The organism is Cohnella cholangitidis (assembly GCF_014107495.1).
Lineage (GTDB): Bacteria > Bacillota > Bacilli > Paenibacillales > Paenibacillaceae > Cohnella > Cohnella cholangitidis.
The window spans coordinates 2,858,500-2,878,266 of record NZ_CP041969.1; the positions used below are offsets into that span (position 1 = coordinate 2,858,500).

The 19,767-nt window shown below is 48.0% G+C and carries 19 protein-coding genes and 2 pseudogenes; 8 read left to right on the forward strand and 13 right to left on the reverse strand.

Annotation, left to right across the window (positions count from 1 at the left end; all coding sequences use genetic code 11):
- The first annotated feature begins 209 nt into the window (after positions 1-209).
- The gene (locus FPL14_RS13505) at positions 210-902 is read left to right on the forward strand and encodes a DUF4386 domain-containing protein (RefSeq protein WP_182303979.1); all 693 of its coding nucleotides are present in this window, start codon (positions 210-212) and stop codon (positions 900-902) included.
- 69 nt (positions 903-971) lie between these two features.
- Here the strand turns inward: FPL14_RS13505 and FPL14_RS13510 are convergent, their stop codons facing one another.
- Positions 972-1,976 carry a helix-turn-helix transcriptional regulator gene (locus tag FPL14_RS13510; RefSeq protein WP_229263903.1) on the reverse strand — a complete coding sequence of 335 codons (1,005 nt, stop codon included), beginning with the start codon at positions 1,974-1,976 and terminating at the stop codon, positions 972-974.
- 124 nt (positions 1,977-2,100) lie between these two features.
- Here FPL14_RS13510 and FPL14_RS13515 point away from each other — a divergent pair, with 124 nt between their 5' ends.
- On the forward strand, positions 2,101-2,580 hold the full coding sequence (locus FPL14_RS13515; protein WP_182303491.1) for a hypothetical protein: 480 nt from the start codon (positions 2,101-2,103) through the stop codon (positions 2,578-2,580).
- 22 nt (positions 2,581-2,602) lie between these two features.
- A complete protein-coding gene (locus tag FPL14_RS13520) occupies positions 2,603-3,079 on the forward strand; it encodes a GyrI-like domain-containing protein (protein WP_182303492.1) in 477 nt (158 codons plus the stop codon).
- 66 nt (positions 3,080-3,145) lie between these two features.
- Here FPL14_RS13520 and FPL14_RS13525 read toward each other — a convergent pair whose 3' ends face one another.
- Complete coding sequence (locus FPL14_RS13525) at positions 3,146-3,946, reverse strand: SDR family NAD(P)-dependent oxidoreductase (protein WP_182303493.1); 801 nt, start codon at positions 3,944-3,946, stop codon at positions 3,146-3,148.
- Here FPL14_RS13525 and FPL14_RS13530 point away from each other — a divergent pair.
- Complete coding sequence (locus FPL14_RS13530; RefSeq protein WP_229263904.1) at positions 3,906-4,745, forward strand: helix-turn-helix domain-containing protein; 840 nt, start codon at positions 3,906-3,908, stop codon at positions 4,743-4,745. The two genes, FPL14_RS13525 and FPL14_RS13530, sit on opposite strands and share 41 nt — an antisense overlap.
- Before the next feature lie 160 nt (positions 4,746-4,905).
- Complete coding sequence (locus FPL14_RS13535; RefSeq protein WP_267875421.1) at positions 4,906-5,412, forward strand: SDR family NAD(P)-dependent oxidoreductase; 507 nt, start codon at positions 4,906-4,908, stop codon at positions 5,410-5,412.
- 164 nt (positions 5,413-5,576) lie between these two features.
- Here FPL14_RS13535 and FPL14_RS13540 read toward each other — a convergent pair whose 3' ends face one another.
- The gene (locus FPL14_RS13540; RefSeq protein ID WP_182303494.1) at positions 5,577-5,939 is read right to left on the reverse strand and encodes a MerR family transcriptional regulator; all 363 of its coding nucleotides are present in this window, start codon (positions 5,937-5,939) and stop codon (positions 5,577-5,579) included.
- Positions 5,940-6,067: 128 nt separating this feature from the next.
- On the opposite strand from FPL14_RS13540, the gene FPL14_RS13545 reads away from it, so the two are divergent.
- Positions 6,068-6,706: a nitroreductase family protein gene (locus tag FPL14_RS13545; protein ID WP_182303495.1), complete on the forward strand. Its 639-nt coding sequence runs from the start codon at positions 6,068-6,070 to the stop codon at positions 6,704-6,706.
- 208 nt (positions 6,707-6,914) lie between these two features.
- On the opposite strand, the gene FPL14_RS13550 is transcribed toward FPL14_RS13545, so the two are convergent.
- From FPL14_RS13550 to FPL14_RS13575, 7 genes and pseudogenes are all read right to left on the reverse strand, one after another.
- Positions 6,915-7,319, reverse strand: coding sequence for a VOC family protein (locus tag FPL14_RS13550; RefSeq protein ID WP_182303496.1), 405 nt, complete (start codon positions 7,317-7,319; stop codon positions 6,915-6,917).
- A 63-nt stretch (positions 7,320-7,382) separates the two neighbouring features.
- The gene (locus tag FPL14_RS13555; RefSeq protein WP_182303497.1) at positions 7,383-8,330 is read right to left on the reverse strand and encodes a helix-turn-helix transcriptional regulator; all 948 of its coding nucleotides are present in this window, start codon (positions 8,328-8,330) and stop codon (positions 7,383-7,385) included.
- Between the two features lie 77 nt (positions 8,331-8,407).
- Positions 8,408-9,316 carry an oxidoreductase gene (locus FPL14_RS13560; RefSeq protein ID WP_182303498.1) on the reverse strand — a complete coding sequence of 303 codons (909 nt, stop codon included), beginning with the start codon at positions 9,314-9,316 and terminating at the stop codon, positions 8,408-8,410.
- Positions 9,317-9,383: 67 nt separating this feature from the next.
- Complete coding sequence (locus tag FPL14_RS13565; protein WP_182303499.1) at positions 9,384-10,016, reverse strand: NAD(P)-dependent oxidoreductase; 633 nt, start codon at positions 10,014-10,016, stop codon at positions 9,384-9,386.
- 125 nt (positions 10,017-10,141) lie between these two features.
- Positions 10,142-10,522, reverse strand: a complete 381-nt coding sequence (locus FPL14_RS13570) for a hypothetical protein (RefSeq protein ID WP_229264036.1) — start codon at positions 10,520-10,522, stop codon at positions 10,142-10,144.
- 39 nt (positions 10,523-10,561) lie between these two features.
- Positions 10,562-10,735 (reverse strand): annotated as a pseudogene (locus FPL14_RS29930) (TetR/AcrR family transcriptional regulator); the annotation flags it as partial.
- Between the two features lie 190 nt (positions 10,736-10,925).
- Complete coding sequence (locus FPL14_RS13575; RefSeq protein ID WP_182303501.1) at positions 10,926-12,323, reverse strand: MFS transporter; 1,398 nt, start codon at positions 12,321-12,323, stop codon at positions 10,926-10,928.
- A gap of 115 nt (positions 12,324-12,438) precedes the next feature.
- On the opposite strand from FPL14_RS13575, the gene FPL14_RS13580 reads away from it, so the two are divergent.
- A complete protein-coding gene (locus FPL14_RS13580) occupies positions 12,439-13,326 on the forward strand; it encodes a LysR family transcriptional regulator (RefSeq protein ID WP_182303502.1) in 888 nt (295 codons plus the stop codon).
- Between the two features lie 391 nt (positions 13,327-13,717).
- Here the strand turns inward: FPL14_RS13580 and FPL14_RS13585 are convergent, their stop codons facing one another.
- The 3 genes from FPL14_RS13585 to FPL14_RS13595 all read right to left on the reverse strand — a co-directional run bounded on the left by FPL14_RS13585 (position 13,718) and on the right by FPL14_RS13595 (position 18,852).
- The gene (locus FPL14_RS13585) at positions 13,718-14,701 is read right to left on the reverse strand and encodes an NAD(P)-dependent alcohol dehydrogenase (RefSeq protein WP_182303503.1); all 984 of its coding nucleotides are present in this window, start codon (positions 14,699-14,701) and stop codon (positions 13,718-13,720) included.
- A 109-nt stretch (positions 14,702-14,810) separates the two neighbouring features.
- Positions 14,811-15,512, reverse strand: coding sequence for a hypothetical protein (locus FPL14_RS13590; protein ID WP_229263906.1), 702 nt, complete (start codon positions 15,510-15,512; stop codon positions 14,811-14,813).
- A 610-nt stretch (positions 15,513-16,122) separates the two neighbouring features.
- Positions 16,123-18,852 (reverse strand): winged helix-turn-helix domain-containing protein, encoded by a 2,730-nt coding sequence (locus FPL14_RS13595; RefSeq protein WP_182303504.1) that lies wholly within the window; start codon positions 18,850-18,852, stop codon positions 16,123-16,125.
- 280 nt (positions 18,853-19,132) lie between these two features.
- Between FPL14_RS13595 and FPL14_RS13600 the strand changes: the two are divergent.
- Positions 19,133-19,686 (forward strand): annotated as a pseudogene (locus FPL14_RS13600) (dihydrofolate reductase family protein).
- Positions 19,687-19,767: the final 81 nt, after the last annotated feature.

The following is a 19,767-nucleotide window of genomic DNA, read 5'->3' on the forward strand; positions in this document are numbered from 1 at the left end:
AACGATACTTTAGTAGCTTCGCGTCAAGCGAGGTTGTCGGTACACTATTTTTAAAAGGCGCAAGCGGCCGCGAAACCGTCGCCTGGAACCTCTGAGTCGTCGCGCGTGTTTTCGGAAAGTCCGTCGAAGAGGTCATTCAAAATGAGGATAAACCATAAACCGTGTCCCGTGAACACCCGCCAAGGACAGGTAGGATAGGGAGGTTCATGATGCTGGGGAAAAGTATAAATTCAAGCAGAAGGTCTGCAGTCATTATCGGGGTGTTACTATTAGCCGGGTTGGTTACGGGCCTATTTAGCGTTGTTCCTGCGATTGACGGAGCGGACTACCTTGTCAAGGCTTCTACCAATGAAAACCAGGTACTTATAGGAGCGTTTTTCCAGTTGTTGATGGTTGTTGCCTATGTTGGTATTCCTATTTGTTTGTATCCGATATTAAGTAAGGATAATAAAGGTTTAGCTATTGGATCTGTTGCTTTCGGCATCATTGCCGGCGTGTTCATTATTATGGGTGTAATCATTCTTCTGTTGCTATTGACATTAAGTCACGAATTTGAAAAAGTCGGGGCTCTGAATGGTTCTTATTTTCAGACCCTGGGCGGATTGTTACGGGAAGGACGTGATTTGGTAAACCATGTGGCAACGACACTGGCATTTGTTTTGGCTATGTTTTTGTTTAACTGCATATTTTTCCAAACGAAAATCGTTCCGCGTTGGTTGTCCGTTTCGGGTCTTCTTGGGTCTATATTGTCCATATTGGCAAGCCTGTTATTTATGATTCGATTCATTGGTCTGGATGCAACCTACATGATGTTGAACGTTCCAATCGCCGTTCAACAATTGGTTTTGGCTATATGGCTAATCATTAAAGGATTCAACCGGGTGGGACAGGATAATGAATAAATCAGAACGTTTTTGGGACAAAACCGCAAGTCAATGGTCTAGTGCCGAATATAAGATCAACGGCAAGTTTTATCTATCTGGCCTGAGGCCTAGCGTGTATTTTGTTAAAGTGTCAGCACTTCCCCTTAACCGCTCTTCCAAGATCAAGCGCAGCTCATCGGGAATCCGTTCAAACTCGACCCCTTTCCCCAAAAACAAAAGCCAATCCGCGTAATACTCTAACGCCTCAACATCGGTCACATCCAGCTGAACATTGAAAATCCCACTCGACTGGAACATCCCTGTAAAGGACAAAATAATCCCCGGCGGGTGCAAGCGCTTAAAGCGCTGAATCCCAGTCGAATCAAGCTTTACAACCAGATTGGACTCACGTGCACCAAGTCGTTTTTTGCTTAAAATCTCTTGCTCGGACCGCCTCATCTTCTGTTCAGAAATGGCCGAATCCCGTAGCATCACAACAGGCAAATAACGAAACTCATCGGTATCAAGATCATAAACCTCGACCAACCAACGAGCGTTCGAGTTTAAAATATGAATTAAAAAAACGTCCATCAACTGCGGCCAGCCGGGACTCGGCTCATACGTCAAGCGCAAGTGCTTATCCCGCGCGGCTAGCGAGATCAACTGGTTCAATTCCGCAGGCGCCGCATCATCGAGTTCCAATAGATTCGGATTCGCAGGATTCGTATTTTCAAAAAGCAAGATATTATTCAGCTCGATCAGCTCGTCGTGCTGGGTTTGCGACGCGATGCCGATGAGTTTTTCAGTGATGGAGCGGCGATTCTGCAAATAAGGCAGTTGCGAATTTTTCGAGGCGATAAAGCTGATAAATATCGCTTTCAGCTCTTCCGGCGTGAAACGGACGGCGGACAGATACTGATTTTGCAGGACATTGTAGCCGCCCCCGCGCCCAAGCTCGGTCGTCAACGGAAAACCCATCGCCTGAATCTCGTTTATGTCGCGGATCGCCGTCGCGCGGGAAATCTTGAACTCCCGCTGAATCTCTGCAATCGTAAAATGCGCGCGGTTATTGATGAAGCGCATGATCAGGTTCACTCGTTCTGTCTTTTTCATGATTTTATTGTATCAGAAATGTAGCATCAGTACTTTTTGATATTCGATAAAAGGTATCGTTTTTTGATACATTTAGCGAATAGTATCAACCTTGTAAAAATAAATCCACTAAGGAGAGATCAGAATGTCTAACTACTCGATCCAAGCAATCTCAGAAAACTACAAAATGACTGCTTTCGGTGTTACACTTGAAGACTATAACGACTGGGCAGGCAATGCAGCAAAAACCGCAGCGAAAAAAACCGAAATCACTGAAAACGGCAAGCTTGCCGAACTTCTCGCGCTCGCTGACGGGCAAGAATATCAAATCAACTACGTTCTCGACGGCAAGGCATGGCGCGGCTTCGGCGTGATGGGTGCATACGACGTGGAAGGCGCGGTCGTCCTCGACTTCCTCGCTGGGGACTACCTCGTGGTGCCTGGCACGGGCGTTGACAAAGACCGCCTTGCCGACGAAATAACAGGCAAAGTTTTCAGTGGCCTGCTACAAGAAATCACAGACTACAAATACGTTGGGCCTGGTAACGCAACATTCGTCAAAGCAGCTGAAGACGGTACATTCTACGGCGAAATGCGGCTTCGTGCAAAAAAAGTAGCAGGCTAATCTCGGTCGAAGGAGCACTCCCATGGCAAATTACACAGTTGAACATAAGAAGTCATTTACATTGACCGCTTATGGTTTTTCAATTCAATCCAATTTCCAAGACGCGCCAGCTTTGCAAAAGGAAAAAGCAGAGTTTTGGGGAGGACTCAAGGCTGACGGGCGTTTCGATAAGCTCAAAGCGGCGGCAAAAGATGACCGCGAATGGTCAGTCAACGAGGTTTATCAAGGCAGACCGTGGAATTATTTCGCGGTAGAAGCCAGCAAATCGGTGGCTGACGCAACACGCATCATCGAGTTTCCAGAGAGCGAGTACATAGTGCTCGCAGGAACCGGCGACAAGGAAACTTTGTTTGATCTGTTGACTTACCGTGCCTTTGGCGAAGTTTTGGCGCAAGTCACCGACTATGCTTATATCGGCGGTCCGAATGCGACTTATCGCAAAGATAACGGCGACGGCACTTTCTACGGCGAATTTTGGGTTCCTGTGGTTAAAAAATAGTAGGGTAAGTAGTGAACTCCCCCAAATCCATGGGCTATCCTTAGCGGGATGGCTCTTTTAAGCCTACTATAAGTGCCTTTTTGGTTTTGACATGCGTTCCATGATCAAAGCCACCCTGCGCCTGCTAAAAAATCGGATCATTTGAGCCATAAGGAAATTGTTGCGGCCATCGATGATATAGCTGCGTCCCTGGTCGATTCCGCGAAATCCAGCCAATACAACCTTCTCCGGGGTCGAGAGCTTTTGACCTGCTCCCATCTCCTCGCTGCCGACCGCTTCGAAAAACCCCGTCTCTGTTGCACCCGGGCACAGTGCGAGAACGCGAACGCCTCGCCCACGCGTTTCCGCCCATAGCGCCTCAGAGAAGGACAATACAAATGCTTTGGTAGCCCCGTAAACTGTAGAATAAGCACAAGGCATGAACGCGGCCATCGAAGCCACGTTAACGATGACTCCATCCTCTCGCCTCAGCATATCGGGTAGCAACCGATGCGTAAGATCGACTAACGCAGCCGTGTTCAGCATAATCTCTTCCTGCTCGCGCTCCGGGTCTATTTCCTCGAAACGGCCATACGTGCCAACGCCTGCATTGTTGATGAGAATATCGACCGATAAGCCCAGTTGGGATATTTGTTCGGCCAGTTGACGCGGAGCATTCGCTTTGGACAAGTCGCAAGCCAACGCATATGCCTCCACGCCGTACTGGCGGTTGATTTCCTTAGCCATTGCATCCAGTTTGTCCTTGGAGCGCGCTGCCAGAACGACATGACAGCCTCGTGCCGCCAGTTCTTTGGCATACGCTTTCCCGATCCCGGATGAAGCACCGGTGACTACTGCTAGCTTGTTTCGATATGTATACTTGTTCAAGAAGCAAACCTCCTATTTAGCACATCTCCAGCCGTTGCCCGGACGAAGACGCACTCCGGGACTTCGAAGAGAGGAAGTCTCTTTTCTTGCCCATATAAGCGTGACTTACTATACCTGGCTGGAACAAGGCAAGGAGGTTAATCCTTCGCCGGAAGTGCTGTTAAGTATCAGCAACGCGCTTCAGCTTGACGAAGATGAGCAGAAGCATCTGTTCGATCTGGCCAATATAGATGCGGCGAGCGTTGTCGCAGTGCCGAATAACGGAGGACCGGATACGGGAGTTTTGCAGAAAATCGTAGAGCAACTGCATTATCCTTCTTTTATCACGGACGAAGGTACGGATGTTATCGCCTGGAATCGGGCGGCAGAGCTGATCATAGCCGATTTCGGCAGTCTGCCGGCCAACGAACGGAATATGATGAACATTATGTTTTTAAGACCGGATTACCGCAACAGACTGGTGAATTGGGAAGGCTTTGCCCGTTACTCTGTAGCCGTTCTGCGGGCAAGCTTCGACCTGTACAAGGACAACCCGCTTTATATGGAACGGTTCGAACGTTTGAGACGGGAAAGCGAAGAATTCGTGCATTTCTGGGGGCTATATGAAATTAAACAAAAACGCGTAGCCACCGCTTTATTTCGTTTTCCTGACGCGCAGGAGATGGAGTTCGTGCTCCATTCCTCGGCTGTAATCGATAATGACCCGGGACTGCACTGGTGTTTCTTTGTTCCGGTTCCAGGTTCAGGCACGGAGGAGAACCTATTGCGTTTACTTGAACAGGACAGGCAACTCCCATAGACGGTTACTCCCGTTAATAGAATAGACGTGCTGTGGCTAGATCCCTCCAGTTGTTTGTATGGTTCAGTGGAAGACAACGATTGGAGGGCGTTTTGCATGCAAACATGGTTTATTACAGGAGCGTCAGGAGGCTTGGCATCACGTATAACCCGCCGGTTGCTTGATAGCAGGCGGCGGCCACATTGTACAGATATCGAGTATGGCGGGTCATTATTCTATTCCGGGTATGGGGCTGTATTGTTCTTCGAAATGGGCGGTCGAAGGAGCCTTTGAAGCGCTGGCTAAGGAAGTGGCTCCGTTCAATATTAAGACCATTATGGTGGAGCCCGGCGGCATCCGAACGAATTTCATTACAAGCAACGCCGTATTCGGTGAGCGGATGGACGAATACCGGGATACGGAGGCGGGCCAATTCGTTAGCCTGATGATGGGAGAACTGCCTGTAGATATGAGCATGTTTAATCAAATGGTTGTCGGCGATCCGGATAAAATGGCGCAGCAGATTATCCGCCGCGTCGATCAGGGAGAGGGCCCGCTGCGTATAGCGTTGGGCAGTGACGCCTATGAGCAAATCCGGGCAGCCCTGCTGGACCGACTGGCCGCTCTGGAAGCACAGAAAGAACTGGCTTACTCCACTGATTCAGATGATGTAGTAAAGCCATTTTAAAGGACACCAAAGGAATTCGACATCCACGGCAACTGATATGCTCCTCTACCTGTTTACTTAAAGGGAGTATATATAAAAACTTGCCGTTATTTATGATACGGTTCACCTTAACAATTATTGAGCGAAAATAAGCGCAAAGCGTGAAGCGATTGTGGCAACTATTCTTAATGCTTAGAGCTACATCGGGTCTGAAAATTCGCCTGGCCCTCTAACACATCCTTTAAGAATGTTTTGGATGCTTCCATTTTTGCTTCTAGCTCTTGAATATAGATAATTTTGTCCATTACCAATGCCTTTTTCTCTATATGGGAACTATCATTTATAAGTAAAAGTAATTCCTCAATTGTAAAACCTAACGTGAGCAGCATTCTTAGATCCTGCAAATACCCAACCACTTCTTCATCATAAACGCGATAATTATTTTCATCCCTTGAAATAAACTGCTCCGGAATCAACTTTTTGCGTTCATAGAATCGCAAGGTGGAAATGGGTAGCTTTGTCCGCTTAGAAACCTCATTCGCTTTCATATTCTATTCCCTTCTGAACTTACCAACATTAATGCTTGCTATAAACCAAGGTTCATAGTTCATACTAACCATGATAGCCAGAGACATCACTATTGTCAAAATAACTGGTCAAATCAAGGAGAGATTACATGCTGGAACATATCAAAAATAACGATTTTACCAACATTATTACCGGGCGGCGTTCCGTAAAACTTTACGATGAGAACGTCAAAATTGCAAAGGAAGAATTGCAAGCTATCATACAAGAAGCAAGCTTAGCGCCTTCTTCTGCGAATATGCAGCCATGGCGTGTGATCGTCGTTCATTCTCCTGAAGGGAAGAATAAGCTTCGGCCTCTCGTGCAGTTTAACACGCGACAAAATGATACTTCTGCGGCGATGCTCATTATTTTGGGCGATACTCAAAGTGAATTATATCTAGAAAAAATTTATAATACTGCTGTGGAATTAGGGAAAATGCCTAAAGATGTACGCGACAAGCAGGTCACACAAATTATGAGCATGTTTCCTCAAATACCGAGGGAATTAAAGATCGAAATTGCCAAAATTGATGCCAGTTTATTCGCCATGCAGCTAATGCTGGTAGCCCGTGCGCATGGATATGACACCAATCCTATGGGTGGCTTTGAACGTGATAAGGTTGTTAGCACATTTGATCTGGACGACGAACGGTATGTACCGGTCATGATCCTCTCCATTGGGAAAGCAAAAGAGGCTGGCCATGAATCCGTGCGCTTGCCTAGTGAGGAAATTACCTTTTGGCGCTAATTTAAATACACATTCCCCATTACAGGAACAGTCGGGCCGATAACCGGTCCGACTGTTTCTTCTTTGCCTTAATCTAATCAATATACTCAGGCAATAGATATACATATTTATGCCCCGCAAAGGAAATCGGCAAAAAGTTTGCGTTTTGTGATACGGTTCTACCGAGTTGTCTGTAACGGCAAGTTTGAAGGCCATCCTTTACTGCCCGTCAATGTCTACCTCTAAATCGTTTAATCGCATCCTCGGTCACCGGCTCGAAGAAGTTAAGAAGGTTGCCATCGGGATCGCGGAACAGCATAGAACGGTTCCCCCACGGCATCGTGGTCGGTTCCTTTACCCAATTATCGACAAATGGCTTCAAGCGCACATATTCGGCTTCGACATCGTCGACGCGGAACTCAATAATGACAGTGCGATTATTGGCCCCCACTACGGAATCGGCGCCGAATAGCTGCGTCGTCTGGGAGTGCCCGATGGCAAGCGTGCATGATGGCACAACGAGTTCGGCAAATACGGGCGCGGGTCGCTCCGCCGAAACCCCCAAGACTTTCTCATAGAACTCGACGAGACGATCCACGTCGTCAGTAATGATGCGTACAGAAGCGAAATTCATAAGGTATCATCTCCTTTACATTTACATGCCCAATTATAAAGAAGCGCTACTGACAGCGTTATGTCAGTAGCGCTTTAGAATTTTTTGGGCTTCCTCACGAATTCGATTTCGGAAAGATTCGGGCTCCAACACTACTACGCCCGCTCCCCAGCCAAGCACCCACTGCAACAATTCATCCAGCTGGCGAACGCGTAAGACCACATCCAATCCATCTTGATGCTCTTTCATATCCTCTATGTAATGATAGTTCGATTCCTTCACCTTATCTGCGATGTCGTGGTTAAATCGAAGGCAGACTCGCAAGCGGCGATCATCTAAAGGGGTATATTCCCTTAAGTCAAAATGCTCCGGGAGTTCGAATCGTTCGTCCAGTTCGATAAGTTCAGCCATTCGGGACAACCGGAAATGGCGGATGTCTTGGCGAAGATCACACCGGGCCACAAGCATCCAAGCCCCTTCAACGAGTACAAGACCATAGGGAGCGGCGGTACGTTCGCTATGGCGGCTCCCCGTGGAATCCGTAAATCTTTTCGAATAATGAAAACTGATCTTTCGCCCATCTAATAGAGCTCGGCGGATCTTATCGAGATTTTCCCTTTCGTTTGACGGAGCTGCCTGTTTGCCAGGATCGAGCAATCGCAGCGACTTGCGTATACGGGAGGTCTCGCTATGGACACTGTCTGATAGAGTGACCTCGATTTTCCTCCTAGCCACATTAGCTCTATCACGATAATCATCATCAAATCGTTGCTCGATAAATTCTGTTCCTATAAGCAAGGTCACGGCTTCCTCTATTGTAAAACTGATCGGAGGTAGAAAATAACCCTCCATTAAGGAATACCCTGCGCCTGTAGTGCCTGTAATCGGAACGCCTGCTTCGCTGAGCGCCTGAATGTCGCGATAGATGGTCCTCACACTGGTTTCAAATCGTGCCGCCAAATCTTCGGCACGTACCACTTGCCTGCCTTGCAGCTCCAGCACGATGGCCAACAAACGATCTGTTTTGTTCATTTTCTGCTCCCTTGAAACGTAATACTGTACAACAGAAACTTGCAGTTACTTTTGATACGGTTCAGCTTAACGTTAACTTATACTTCGTAGTGTACTCCAGTTAACTTTTCGGATAATAGCCAAAGCTTCTCCGCAAGCTGCGTGTCCAATGCCTTCTTGGGGAAATTTATAAACTTCGGTTTCTTAGCCTTTAGTGGATTCATTCCTAGCCCTACGTAATGATCTCCGATGACTGTCGAATCTGTCGCCGCAATAAGTGATGGCCAAGCTGATTGATCAGGAGAAGTTCCGAATATTTTCATTAATAGCAGGCCGAATGCCTTGGTTCCCTTTGGTGAGTGTCTCCCGATCCCTGTAGGACTTGTACCGGGATGTACTGCTATAGAAGTGATACCTTTCTTCTTTACACGTCGATTTAGTTCTCGAGCAAACAGTATGTTTGAAAGTTTCGAGCGATTGTATCCTGCCATTGGTCCGTAATTCTTGTCCATTTTCAAATCAGAAAAATCTATATCACCCATTTGAGCTGACTGCGCGCTTACTGTAACGATTCGACCGTGGTTCATTTCAATTAACGGCAATAACAGACCTGTCAACGCGAAGTGTCCAAGATGATTGGTTCCGAAGTGCATTTCAAAACCATCTGCCGTCAGTTCACGAGTGGGAACTGCCATTACCCCAGCATTGTTGATGAGAATATCTATCCCTTTCACTTTTGCGAGGATCGTATCGGCAAAGCTTCGAACTGACTTCAAATCGGCCAAGTTTAATGGCACAACCGATACTTGAACGTCTGATGCCGTTTGTTTCATCTTTATGATTGCTTCTTCCCCGCGCCTATGATCACGGCTTCCAATGATTACTTTAGCACCGTGCTTCGCCAGTTCTAATGCCGTGTAATAACCTACCCCGCCATTACCTCCCGTCACGATAGCAGTTTTTCCCTTTAAGCTTGGAAGATCGTTCGGAGTCCAGTTCGATACCATGATTTATTCCTCCAATAGGTTATTTTTTATATGTAAGGGGCCATTATTTCATGCAAGGCTGTTTCAGTCAGTCGTGAATAAACGAGGATTGCTTAATATAACGTGCATGTTCGACCGAATCGATCATGAAATTAGCCACGTCGGCACGAGAGATTTTGGCTAGCATGGAAGGAGAAAAAACACCGTGCTTATATCGCCCTTTGCCCGGCTCATTGGTGAGCCTCGGTGGCTGAACGATGGTCCAATCCAATTCGCTTTGCCGCACTATACCATCCTGTCTTTCTTTGTCGCGAAACTCTCGGAACGTTATTAACGAAGCCAGTTTTACAATCATCCTCATCCCAATTCCGAGTTGCTTCCTGCTTTCTCTGCTGGTGCCAAACCCCGTAAGAACGACCAGCCTCTTTACTTGATGCCTTCTCATCGCGTTCACAATTGAACGAGTCCCACGTAAGCAAATATCCGAAGGACTTCCTGCTGTAGCTCCTAAAGCTACAAACACCGCATCTTGACCCTCAACAGCCGAATCTACATCCTCTTCATTAAGCACATCGCCTTCTACGACTGTTAGTCCCTCCCTGGTAAACGGGACTCGATCTGCGGCACGTACAAAAGCTTTAACGGAATGTCCTTTGTTGATTGTTTGGTCGATTAGCTGTAAGCCAGTACCCCCGCTAGCTCCAAAGACGGTAAATTTCATAGTTATTTGCCTCTCTTTTATCTATATTTCACCTATAATAAGTGAACGATCATTTATTATTGGTGGAAAGAACAGCGATGCTACAGCATCGCTTAAAATACTTTGTTATGCTCGGAATTATGGATTTATGCCTTAATTGCGTCCCAGCTCATCTTGATGGCAGAATCTAATTGATTATTATCCAGTATGGTTCCGTTCTTTAAATGTGATTTCAACAATTCGGCTATTGGCAAGATGGAGTAAACTACGAGCATGTTAATCTCCTCCTTCTTCAAAAGCCCATGTCGAATGCCGTCATCAAACATCGCGAAGATCGGTTGAAACTGACTTGCCGTATCCTCTAAGCACCATTTCTGGGGTAAAGGTGAATTCATTATTTGCTCCAGAAACAAAAAATATGGTTTGAAGGATTGAATAAAATCAACATAGTTGCGGATGATAGCTTCGAATCGTTCGTGTAATGTTCGAGTATGATCCACTCCCTGAAACATTCTCTCGCTCATCATATCTTTAATCTTCAAGTAGGTCTTGTAGAGCAGATCCTCTTTGTTCTCATGGTAAATATAAATCGTCGCTGCCGATACACTCGCTCTTTTGGCAATTTTGGATATCGACGTTTCTGAGAAACCAACCTCGTTAATTAGCTGTACTGTCGCGTCGAATATGGCTTCGACTTTGTTATCATCTCTGTATCGCATGAAACAATAATAAATGTTCATTTATTTATTGTCAACGATAAGAAATTGCTTGATTGGTTTGGGCTTTTCCTTTTTCCGAAAAAGCCCCAAAACTCATGTAACAATTGTATGTCTTCCTCCAGCAACACCCGCCCCCGGATACGTTAGGTAAGATAACGTTGTATATTTTGCTTCGTGTCGGCATGAATCGGAACCAACTCCTATTATTAATTTACTTGCCTGTGCTCGGTTCGTTCAATTGCCCTGAATACCGGAGCCGCACACTCATCAATACCAATACCAATGCGATTACCGTGAGGAAAACCCCAAGCAGTCGAAATCCTGCGAAGTTGAACGCATCTCCCATAATGATGCCTGTCAATAACGAAGATAAAATCGTACCGAAGTACCTCGATGTATTAAATAGTCCGGATGCCACACCGGCCATCTCTTTTGAAGAGCTCTTAAATAAAGCTGCCTGCATACCAACGGCGTTCAGCCCGTTGCTAAAACCGAATACAGCTAACGCCAGGCTCACAACGATAACTGGAGAAGTTTCCGTCCATGTCACGATCCATACCGAACCCAATGCCATCAGTAATGCCGATACGATCAATGACGGTCTAGGTCCCGATTTATCGACCCATTTTCCCGCTATGGGAGATGCCGCGATCGAGCTCAAGCCCAAGGTGAGCATCAGAATCCCTGTCTGGAATTCACTGACATGGCGTACCATTTGCAAGTAAGATGGAATCCCGAAAAAGAGCGCATAATGAAGCAAGTTAACGAGCATGTATTGAATATTGACCCAAGTCATCGCCGGATATTTGGCGAAAGTGCGCAAAGGAATAAAGGGCGCCGTCGTTTTTAACTCATGTCGAACGAATGTCCCCAGCGCCACAAGGCCAATCAATCCGACTATCATATTCCACATGGAGGCATGTCCGGATGATTTAACCGACAGCAAGCTGACAAGCAAGGCAACCAAACCAACTGCGAAGAGCAAAATACCTGACACATCAATCACATCCAGCCATTTGCGAAATGACATATCGCGTGAGACCGACGCTGTCAGTCCGTCCTTGGGAATCATCTTCCAGGCCAGCAGATAGCTTGCCACCACGAACGGAATATTGACGATGAAGATCGCAGGCCAGTCCCACCATTGAATCAATACCCCTCCGGCAAAGGGGCCTATTGCCGCCGCACCGGATAGGAAAATCGACAAGCCGGCCAGCGCAGCCGCTTGCTTTTCTGTAATATGGACGCGTACAATCGCCATTCCAACCGCAATCAGCATACTCGTTCCGATCGATTGCACAATTCGGGACACGATAATCCATCCAAAATTCGGCGAAAATGGGGACATTATGGAAGAGATCAAAGAAACAACTAGACCAGCAAGAAATATCTTCCTTCGGCCGAATAAATCACTAACCTTGCCCATGACAGGCTGGGCAATCGCACTGGCAATGTAAAAAGAAAAAACAATCCAGGAAACAGCCGTAAAATCAATGCTATACACATGTTGCAGTCTGGTGATAGCAACAGAAATCATTGAGGAATTTAACGGGTTTAGTAATATTCCCAATCCAACAGATATCATTAGCCACCTGCTGCGAGTGTTCATTTTTTGTCCCCCCTTATGTTTGTTACATGAATATCATACTTGAAATCAATCATTTACTCTAACGCATTATATGTTATATAATCATTGATCAGAAGGAATGATAGGAGGTTGGAAAGTGGAGCTGCTACAATTGCAATATTTTCTGGCGGTAGCTCGATTGGAACATGTGACCGAAGCTGCGCGAAGTCTACACGTAACCCAATCGTCGCTAAGCAAAACGATTCAACGCCTCGAAGAAGATTTGGGAGTCCCTCTATTTGATCGATCAGGAAGGAAACTGCGATTGAATGAGTTTGGAAACAGATTCCTTCGCCGAGCGGAAAGAGCTTTGTTTGAATTGAAACAGGGGAAACAGGAGATTAACGATTTGTCCAATGCAGAATTTGGCACGCTTGAGCTGGCGGTAACTGCTGCAAGCAAATTGCCCCAGATTCTACGAGAATTTCTAAATAACCGGCCTAATATTCAATTTCATGTGCAAATGCTGACCACGCAGGAAATGATCACACTCTTACATCGAGGTGAAGTCGATTTTTGTTTGTCCTCCCCTCCGATCCAAGGAGAGGACATCGAATGTCAAGTTGTCTTCATAGATCCTATCCTTGTAGCTGTCCCTCTTGGGCATCGTTTGGCGGACCGAAGCAGCGTAGCCTTGACAGAACTTAAGGACGAATGCTTTGTCGGTGTAAAAAGAGGCTACGGCACACGCGATTTAGTGGACTCTATATGCAAATCGGCTGGATTTTATCTTAAATATGTGTATGAGGGGGATGAACCTACAAGGTTAGTCAGTCTTGTAGAAGCCGAAATCGGCCTTGCCTTCATACCAAGCACAGCCAAGATGTCATGGGAAAAGATCAAATATATACCGGTTGAAAATCACGAACTGGTACGCGAAATCGCTTTGCTATGGCATAAGAGTCGGTACATGTCACAAGCTGCTCTGGATTTTCGCAAGGTCGTTCTGGATTATTTCGAGGTGCTATCCAAGCAGTCCATTTAATCTTACAGCAAAGATGCATACTTATTAGATTGGCCAGTAAGAGGGTTGAATAGCCTTAATCAAATAGAAACAAAAACTCCATGCGCTGAGGGATTGGAACTGCTACGCCCGGTAAATCAGAGCGTTCAACACGTCGTCAATTTTACGCTCATGGGCGATCATGCCGAAGATCATCCATATGTCAATACTCACTTCATGGATAATTAGAATATTTAAGACATTTAGAACAAAATAAACGCCCGAAGGTATGATCTACTCAACAGCTGAAGTCACGAAAATTTCGCCCTACTTGTGATAAGGTTCACCGTATCATCTATAGAACGAAATCGAAAGGCACCCTATAGTGGGGTGCCCTTCGTAGATCTTATTTTTATCGTGGAAGCTTGGCGGCTTAGAAATCATCTATAATATTCTGCCGAACGCTCAAAACCACGTTGCCTTTTTTATGACCCTGCTCCACGTAGCGGTGAGCTTCCGCCGCTTGCTCCAGCGAATAACGGCGGTCAACGACCGAACGCAACGTGCCGGCCTCGATCAGTTCCTTCAAGTAAATCAAGTCTTTGGCGCTTTCCTTCATTGTTTCGCCAATCACCTTCTTGCCGCTCGTCAAGTTGATCCATAAACCTCGAACGATTAGCAATGGGCTTACTTGGACCGCTTGCAAGTAGTACCCTCCAGGTGTCAGAAGCTTGATGCAAACCTTGAATGGACTCTTCCCAACCGTATCGAAAATAATATCGTAAGCCGGACCGCCATCCGAGAACCGTTCTTTCGTATAATCGATAATACGGTCGGCACCGAGCGATCTTACTAACTCCACATTCGATGTGCTGCATACTCCGGTCACTTCCGCGCCGAAATGCTTGGCCAACTGCACCGCATATGTCCCGACGCTGCCTGAAGCGCCATAGACGAGCACTCTGCTGCCACGCCGGATGTTGCCCTTCCGGAGAAAATGCAAGGCCGTACAGGCGCCGACCGGAACCGCGGCCGCCTCCTCGAACGTCATGTTCACCGGCATCGGCGCGACACTTCCCGTCTCCGGCAGGCATTTGTATTCGGCATACGCACCGAAACTGGCACCACAGGCGGCATACACGGCATCTCCTGGCTTGAATCGAGTAACGCTTTGGCCCGTCGATTCGACTACGCCGGCTAATTCGAATCCAAGAATCTTGATTCGTTTCGGTCTCCATAAACCGTTGAATAGCCGTGCCAGGAAAGGATCTGCCTTACGTAATCGCCAATCCCCCGCTGCGGCAGTTGCCGCATAAACCTTAATCAGGATCTCGTCGTCTTGCGTTACCGGCTTGGCGACCTCCCGCAGCTGCAAGACATCCGGTGGCCCATACCGCTCGTATACGATTGCTTTCATTTCTCCCCCTCCATTTCTGTGGTCCCAGTTCCGCGCGGGTGTAATGCATTTTCCTTTTTTCTTGTTGTTTCTTCGAGTTGTTACGGGGGCGACCTCTTTTATTCTCATATCAGGCTTTCTCACGCCGTTTGGACCAGACCGAGTACCCCAACCAAGCCAGACCCAACCCTACCGGCACCGCCAGTATCCGATCGTACGGGTGATGGATCAGCGAAGACAGCGGGAGGGGCAGAAGGGTCCCGATGGTAAGCAGACCGGCAGCCCAGCGCGACAGAATGCCTGCGCGGAGCGTAGCGATACCGAACAGCAGCCCGCCGAGCAAATACAAGCCCCCTGTTACCGAATAGATCGTTTCGAGGTATCCGACATTGTTATCGCCAACATTGCCGCTTGGAATTCCCAACATGCCCTCGACAAAGGTTGGCGATTCGGCAGCGAGCGGTGGCGAGACAAAGGCTTCGATGAATTGAAAAGCCATTGTGAGCGCATAGAAGTTGCTCAACAGGAGATAACCGGCCAAACCGAGCCAACCGGCCTTCTCCACTTGCCTTGCGTAGATCCCCGTTACGCCGAATATGCCCAGAAAGCACATGGCGACGCCCAAGTAGTGAACAATGGCCCATCGACCGGTGTTGACTGACGAAAGAATATCGGCAGGATGGATCGTCTGAACGACAATAAACAGGATCCCTGCCAGCATAGCGGCTATACCTGCGAAACGGATAAGATTCGGGGTTGTAATAGCGGCTCGCCGATTGGTTTGCATATGCTCGCTCCCCTTTAGAACTGCGGAAGGTTGATTCGTTGTCATATGTTTGTCTCCTTTTTTTCGAATGATTAGGATCTTTGTTCTCGTTGCTATTCGGACCATTCGCCTGATTGGGATCAAGCTGGAGGACCGAGACCAAAGGCAAGCCGAGATCGCGAACTTTCCTGAGCACGCCGTGCAATGCGGGCTGATCGACCACCTGAACAGTGAGGATGGTTGTTCCGTCGCTTTCGTGGGTGAGGCTTAGCCCCTCGAACCTATAAATCCACCGGTCATCAAGGTGACCCTTGAGTCGAATTTCATACAGATCGGAGTTGTAATGTTCCTCTCTGGAACCGTGTGTTTCACTCATCTTTTACCTCCTTCATGTTCCTCCCGCGGAAGCATCTCCAAGTCATTTCTTAACTACCGTCACCGACTTCCTTGCTTCTTCACGTAGTTGCAACCACATAACGCAAAGGAATAATGAAAGAAAAATAAAGACCAATAAGGTGGATGTATTCCTTGCATAATCAAAAATACACGTACATAGGGTGAGACTGCATCACCACATGTGGTGAGTGACGTGGTGATTTTTTCAACAAGGGACTTGCTGAAAATAAAAAAACGCCCGGCAATTGTGCCAGAGCGTGGGGGGATGAACTATTCAAGCTCACTTTAATAGATCGAGTTCCTCAGCGCGGCGGACGGCTGCCCGACGGTTATTTACCTCAAGCTTCTCGTAAATGTTCTTGGTATGGGTCCGTAAGGTGTTCAGGGACACCCTGAGTTCGCGGGCCATATCCGGGCCGCTCAAGTCGGTTCCGAGCAGTCGAAGCACGTCGCGCTCACGTTCGCTTAGCGGTTCGCTCAGAGGTTCGCGAATACCCGGTTTGGCAAGTATTCTGCCCTCTTCTTTCCCAAATGCCGTCAGGAGGCGTCGGACATAGTTCGGGGCTATCCCCTCTTTCTCAGCCGCTTCCAGCAGGACCTTCATTGGCCGGCCTTCGTCTGCAAAGATTCGGACGTAGTCTTCCCGCTCGGCAAGCGTTAAGGCTCGTTCCAGAAACAAAAGCGCTGCAGGAATGTCGCCTTGCATATGGCGAGCAATTGCCTGCAACACCAGGATTTCGATCGCGCTTCCCGGCCTTCCTCCTTCTTCGGCTGCTTGAAGGAGACGCTCCAGGAGACCGTTCGCCTCAAGTACGGTTCGATCCGCACGGTCACTTCTATATTGGGCCAGAATCACCCTAGCCAAGATGATGTGCTCGAATTCGCGCTGGTAGCTAAGATCGTCCTTGGCGGACAAGCCCTGCTCCCGTGCCCAATCGAGGGCTTCATCTAACCTCCCCTGCTTAACCCGCACCCGCGCCTTCAACGCCGCTATAGGACGTACATTTAGGAAGAAGTCGTCCACATACAGGGACTCCGCCTCGCAGAGAAGATCGTGCGCGTCGTTCAAATCCCCTTCGGCCTCCCGTATTCGAGCCATTGCGACTCGCCAGCGATACCGGTATTGCGGGAACCCAGTGTGCTCACCCTGCTCCTTGCTTCTTAACAGGTTCCGTGTGGCGGCTTCCAGATCGTCATGCTCTCGGCAGAGTTCGCTCATACCTACGTAAATGTCTGCCGTCCCCCGCAGAGCAGGCTCGCCATGTTCCGCCGCAAGCTGCAATCCCCGCTCATAGATGTGCATCGCCTCGCGGAGTCGGCCTTGTGCGATCCGTATTTCGGCCAAAGCGATGGAGCCATTGATCGCGTCGGAGATAGCCCCAGCCTGCTGCACGCTGGCTATGCCACCGGCAAATATCCGGCGCGCCTCCTCGAGATCCCCGTTCCTCCATAATGCGAGTCCCAGGAGCGAAGTCGCCGCTCCGCGCGGAAGATGGTCATCCTCGGGCACGAGATCGAGCGTTCGCCGCGCGTAGTTCATGGCGGTGGGCACATCACCGAGAACCAAGGCTAGTCCGGCCCGATACACGGTGATCAAACCCGGGAGACGGCGAAATTCCTCTTCGTCCACAACGACCATCTTGACCGGGCGGCCTTGCTGTCGTTTACCCGGATCTGCCACTGTCTCAAGCCATTGCTCGGCGTCTCGCAGTCGGACCTCAACGGCATCTAATTTGCCTCCGGCCAGCAACGCCCCGGCATACCAGACGCTGAGCACAGGTCTGCAACAGATCAGTTCGTCGGGGAGCTCCTTCAGCCATTTCAACATCACATCCTCTTGTCTGCTCCTGCGCAAGGCTGGTATCGCCAGCTCGATCAAGTCTGCCGCCCGCCCGAAATCATTGCCGGCCAGCGCGTGTCGGATCGCATCGTCCGGCAAGCCATTCCGCTCAAACCATATGCTTGCGCGCTGATGTAATGCAGCCACCTGATCGGGCTGATCCGACCTCAAATGGACAGAAAGAACCTCGGCGAAGAGGTGATGATAACGATACCATTGGCGCCTGTCATCCAGCGCAACGACAAAGAAGTTGCCTCGCTCCAAGGATTGGAGCCGCGCTATGCCATCCACCTGGCCGGTGATGGCATCACATAACGGTCCATGCAACCGGTCGAGAATGGAGGTCTGAAGCAAAAAGTTCCGGGTCGGGTCGGACTGGCGCTGAAGGACCTCTTCGACCAAATAGTCCATAATGTACCGATTGTCTCCGGCAAATTCCTGAATGAACGTAGGGATATCCTCGCGCCCCTGCATCGAGAGCGCCGCCAGCTGAAGCCCCGCGATCCAGCCTTCGGTACGGGTTTCTATCGCCATAATTTCGTCGTCCGTAAGACTCAGACCCATGACCTGATCGAGGAAGGCGGCCGCTTCGCCGGGAGTAAAACGAAGGTCGGTGTCGCGCAGCTCAGTCAAGTGGCTCCGGGCGCGTAATCGGCTCAGAGGAAGCTGCGGATTTTCGCGTGTGGCGATGACAAGGTGCATTTGTGGAGGGAGATGCTCGAGTAAGAAGTTGAGAGCATCGTCGATCCATTCGGCATAAATAACATGGTAGTCGTCCAGGACGAGGACGAATTTGAATGGAAGAGCAGAGATTTCATTCAGCAAGATCATTAGAATCGATTCGATTGACAGTGGATTCGGGGATTTGAGCGCAGTAACCGTGCCACCTCCAATATTGTCCTCAATCGTCTGCAGAGCAGCGACAAGGTGAGACAGGAAGCGCGCATAGTCGATATCCCCTTCGTCCAGCGACAACCAAGCGACAGGTCGATCGCAACCAGCGACCCACTCGCTGACCAGCGTAGTTTTGCCAAAGCCGGCAGAGGCAGAGATGAGGGTCAGCTTGCGGTCCAGACCCTCGTTTAGCCGATCGATCAGGCGCGGTCTTTGGACAACGTTTGTCCGTGGCACGGGGATAAACAGTTTTGTGGCTAAAATGGTCATGTTCATCGATTTATACTCACATTCAAATGAGTTCCGCCCGTATTTTTTAAAATAAGGATCACCCGCTCCATCCTACTACTTCATATGATTCATTTTATCGTCAATTTTAGCTTTTCACCACTTCATATTTACTTTGAACGAACTTGGTACCCGTTAGTTTAACGTTCGGGCCACATCTGTTGCCTAGAAACAACATTCAAACTCTCTATTCTATATCCAATATGACAATAGGTGACATATATGAGGTCTATAATGGGTGGTAGATTAACGAAAGGAGTAACAAGTCATGAAACGAAAAATAATTTTGGATTTAGCTGTTACTTTAGATGGGTTTATCGAAGGAAAACAGGGTGAAGTTGATTGGTGCATTATGGACTCTGAGATGGGGTTTAATCATTTTTAGATCAAATTGATACCATTTTATATGGAAGAAAAAGCTACGATTTATGGGGACGATTTACTCCGGAACTTGAACATGCGAATTCTGAAAGAGAATTTTGGGAATTGGTTCATAGCAAAGAGAAGTATGTGTTTTCCAGGAATCAGAAGGGGACGGATAATAAAGCAATATTCATAAATGAAAGTATTCTTGAAAAAGTAAATGAATTAAAGAATAGACCTGGTAAAGACATCTGGCTATATGGCGGAGCAAGTCTTATTACGACTTTTATCAATTTAGGACTTGTTGATGAATTTAGATTATCTGTTCACCCTGTTGTTTTGGGAGAAGGAAAACCGCTGTTTGCGGATATAAAACAGAGATTGAATTTAAAAATCGTTAGTACAAGAACGTTTTCCTCAGGTGTGGTACAACTCATTTATCATTTGGACGAGGACTAATCATTTTGCACTTTCCTATGATAAAATCGTTAGTCTCAGACGAACAGCGGCGGCAAGTCTAAGGCTTTTTTCGGTCTTGGA